At 44.6% G+C, this 3,949-nt stretch carries 4 protein-coding genes; all 4 read left to right on the top strand.

The genetic code is table 11. The annotated features are described in order from the left end of the window. The first annotated feature begins 26 nt into the window (after positions 1–26). Positions 27–764: a sulfite exporter TauE/SafE family protein gene (locus BOO20_RS09800; RefSeq protein ID WP_076792393.1), complete on the top strand. Its 738-nt coding sequence runs from the start codon at positions 27–29 to the stop codon at positions 762–764. A 117-nt stretch (positions 765–881) separates the two neighbouring features. After that, positions 882–1,205 carry a hypothetical protein gene (locus tag BOO20_RS09795; protein WP_076792394.1) on the top strand — a complete coding sequence of 108 codons (324 nt, stop codon included), beginning with the start codon at positions 882–884 and terminating at the stop codon, positions 1,203–1,205. A 191-nt stretch (positions 1,206–1,396) separates the two neighbouring features. Further along, entirely contained in the window at positions 1,397–2,587 is a 1,191-nt protein-coding gene (locus BOO20_RS09790) for an ATP-binding protein (RefSeq protein ID WP_076792391.1), read from the top strand. Between the two features lie 258 nt (positions 2,588–2,845). Next, entirely contained in the window at positions 2,846–3,934 is a 1,089-nt protein-coding gene (locus BOO20_RS09785) for an IS630 family transposase (protein ID WP_076791911.1), read from the top strand. Positions 3,935–3,949 lie beyond the last annotated feature (15 nt).

Genomic DNA, 3,949 nt, shown 5'->3' with positions numbered 1-3,949 from the left:
CCGTTTTTGTACTCTAACTCAAACGTTTGAATTCTCCAATTCACGCTGAACCAAAACAATTTCGCCTGCCGCTTTTGATAGGTTTGTTTGCCTTTCCTGCTCTTGATGCCGTGATTCTCAATAAAGCAATGAGCTTGGTTGTTGTGACTTCCGCATTACCGTTTAGAGCCTGTACGGTTTCCTGGCAAGCCATTGCTGATAATTGGCATGTGATTCTAAACCTGCTTGCTGGTAGCCTTATCGGAGCCTGGCTCGGAGCTGGCTGGGCAACTATTCTCCGTTCCGAAGGGCTTTACAAGATAATTGCCTTTCTTCTGCTCGCAATTGCCTGTGTTCTTGCCGGCAGCCATATGGTGCATGGCTCTGGTAAGCCTTTGCTGGACAATGCCATTGCTTTGGCAGTAAGCGGGGTACTGGCAGGCTTTGTAATTGGTATCGTTGCTGCGCTGCTTGGTGTGGCAGGTGGAGAACTGCTGATTCCAACGCTGGTGATTTTATTTGGTGTTAATATCAAGTTAGCTGGCAGTCTCTCCCTTGCTATCAGCATGCCAACCATGTTGGTCAGTTTTGCTCGCTATAGCCGTGACAGCAGCTTTTCTGTTCTCGGGGCTAACCGTTCCTTTCTCTTTATTATGGCTGCCGGATCGTTATGCGGTACTTGGATCGGCGGAATGCTGCTTGGTATTGTTTCTGAGTCTGTACTCATTCCAATGCTTGTTATGCTTCTTGTTTTATCAGCAATTAAAGTATGGCGGCATAAGTAGTTTAAGAGATGAGATTGAAGCTGGAATTGCTTTTGATTAGCTCCGAAGATGCTGAATGTACTTTAAAATCCGCTTTCTGAAGCGACCCTTATGATAACCCTCAAGCGTGAGCACTCCATGAATAAATATTTTGAAGTACTTATTTTCATCATTGCTGCTTTATTGGAAGTTGGTGGCGATGCTCTTATTCGAAAAGGGTTGCGAGGATGGGGTCTCGGCGTAATTGCTCTCGGGTTTATAGTTCTTGGCTGTTATGGTCTTGTGGTCAACATGGTCAAGTGGGATTTTTCTCGGTTGTTAGGGGTCTATGTGGCTTGTTTCGCAGTTATAAGTGTTCTTTTTGGTCAACTGGTCTTCAAAGAGAACGTTTCGTCATCCACTTGGGCCGGATTGGCAATTATCGTCTTCGGAGGGTTAGTCATTCAATTCGGTGCGAAATGATTTATTACCATTTTGGTTATAGTGATCGATGTCGATTAGCTCAGATCAGAAAATGTTTAAAGTGCTATTTTGCTTTTGATAAGGTTAGTTCTCCTGATTATTAGCTTTTATAGCTATTTATAGTGGTATTTCATTATAAATAGCTATAAATAGGTATAAACAACCTGCTTCGAGGTTATCAATCGTTTACAATGGATAAAATCAGAAACCCTTTTTCACCAGGAGCTGGAGCTCCGCCTCCTGAGCTTGCCGGTCGTGATGGCGTTCTGGAGCAGGCGGCAGTTCTGTTTGGACGTGTTCTGAAAAAACGGCCGGAGAAAAGTTTGATCATGACCGGTCTTCGAGGCGTTGGAAAAACCGTGCTGCTTAATGAAATGGAGCGCATGGCCCTGCAAGCGGGTTATCGAACGATTTTTATTGAAGCATCAGAGCAAAAACCTCTGGTGGTTCTGCTGGTATCGCAATTGCGTTCTTTGCTGTATGAGTTGGATAGAATTGCTGGTGCTGGAAACAAGGTTCGACGAGGCCTTGCCGTGCTGAAGAGTTTTGTCGGAGGGATAAAGGTCTTTTTTGGAGACGTTGAGCTTGGACTGGACATTGAGCCGGAAAAGGGTTCTGCAGACAGTGGAGATCTGGAAGCTGATCTGCCCAGTCTTTTTATTGCTGTTGGAGAGGCAGCAGAGGAGCGTCAATGTGCCGTAGCCATATTCATTGATGAAATCCAGTATTTTTCAAGTGGCGAGCTCAATGCCCTGATTATGGCCATGCATAAAATGCAGCAAAGGCAGTTGCCGTTGGTTCTTGTTGGCGCCGGTCTGCCGATTTTACCAGGTCTTGCCGGAAATGCCAAGTCATACGCAGAGCGGCTGTTCAGTTTTCCTGATATTGGGCCGTTGCAGGAAGAAGATGCCGCAAAAGCGCTTCAGGACCCTGTTAGGGCAGAGGGCGTTGCATTTGAGCCTGCAGCGCTTCAGGAAATTTACCGGATGACAAAAGGATATCCGTATTTTCTTCAGGAGTGGGGTTATCAGGCATGGAATCAGTCAGAATCTTCACCGATTACGTTACACCTTGTTCAAGAAACGACGAAACCGGTTGTAATCCGTCTCGATGAAAATTTTTTCAGGGTTCGATTTGATCGGCTGACCGATGGAGAAAAAAAATATCTTCGGGCAATGGCAGAGCTCGGCCAAGGGCCCTATCACACGACGGATATTTCGGGAATGCTTGGGGTTGAAAGCAGTACGGCTCTGAGCCCTGTTCGATCGAAGCTCATCAAGAAAGGGATGATTTACAGTCCCTCACATGGCTTGCTGAATTTTACGGTGCCACTTTTTGATGAGTTTATGCGCCGGGCTATTCCAGACCTTGGGACGCTCTGATTGTTTTACGGAATCGGATCCCATTTTTTTGGAGAAGCAGGAAAGTTATACTATCGAAAAGTTGCGAAATCGGGTAGAAATGCAGATGAGAGGTGTAATCGTTGTTTTTATTTCTTGATAGATAGTGATAAAATTTTTGTTACGCGTATGTTACGCGAGAATTTTTAAAGTCCTATCACTAGTGTATTGTTTGGTTAGTTAATTGTTATAATGATAAATAATGCTATATTGCAGTAACTCATTGTTAATAATGCAATTATGGCACGAAGGAATAAAGTCTATCAGTTAAAGCCAGAGGATCGTCAGGAACTTGAATCATTGCTGAGATCCCATAAAACTTCCCAAAATATTGTTTTGCGTGCCAGAATTCTGAACCTGTGTGATGCCGGTCAACCAGCACATACTGTCGCCTCCGAACTCGGCACGTCTACCAACACCGTCTATAAATGGCTGACCCGGTATCAAGCATCCGGGCTGAAAGGAATTCATGATTTACCTCGCTCTGGACAGCCAAGGAAGCTATCGCAGAATAAAGTGAATGAGGTACTCAAGCTGACCCAAGAAAAAATACCGGCTGAAGCTACGCATTGGAGCCTTCGGATTATGGCAAAGCATGCCGGAATAACGGTATGGCAGGTACAGGAAATCTGGAAAGCTGCAAAACTAAAGCCGCACTGGCTGAAAACGTTCAAGTTCAGTAATGATCCTCTGTTTGCCGAGAAAGTCGTTGATGTGGTTGGTTTATACATGAATCCTCCCGACAATGCCATGATTTTGAGCATTGATGAAAAGACTCAGATTCAAGCCCTTGATCGGACACAACCCATGTTGCAACTCAAACCGGGGCAAATTGCACGGAGAACTCACGACTATAAACGCAATGGCACCAGAAGCCTCTATGCTGCGTTTGATATTCTGACAGGCAATGTTATTGGTCGAGTTACCAACAGGCATCGGGCAAAAGAATTTCTTGATTTTCTCCGTCAGGTTGAACGCTCAACGCCAAAAGAACTTGAACTACACCTTATTCTTGATAACAGCACAACCCATAAGACGCAAGAAGTAAAAGATTGGCTTGAAAAACGTCCGCGTATTCAAGTTCATTTTACCCCAACCAGCGCTTCATGGCTGAATGCAGTTGAAGGTTGGTTTTCTCAGTTGGAACGTCGTGCGCTTTACAGAGGTGTTTTCAGTAATGTCAAAGAGTTGCGAGATGAAATTCACCGTTTTATAAAAGTCCATAATGCAAAACATGCAAAACCGTTCAGGTGGACGAAAAGCGCGAATGCAATTCTGGCATCGGTTCAACGGGCTAAAGATAGTCTTACAAATAAAACAAAGGATTAACCATTCACGACACTA

Origin of the sequence: Chlorobium sp. KB01 (genome assembly GCF_001975465.1) — a bacterium.
Taxonomy (GTDB): Bacteria; Bacteroidota; Chlorobiia; order Chlorobiales; family Chlorobiaceae; genus Chlorobium.
Note: the sequence above shows the minus strand (reverse complement) of the source record. Positions and strands in the feature narration are given on the sequence as shown.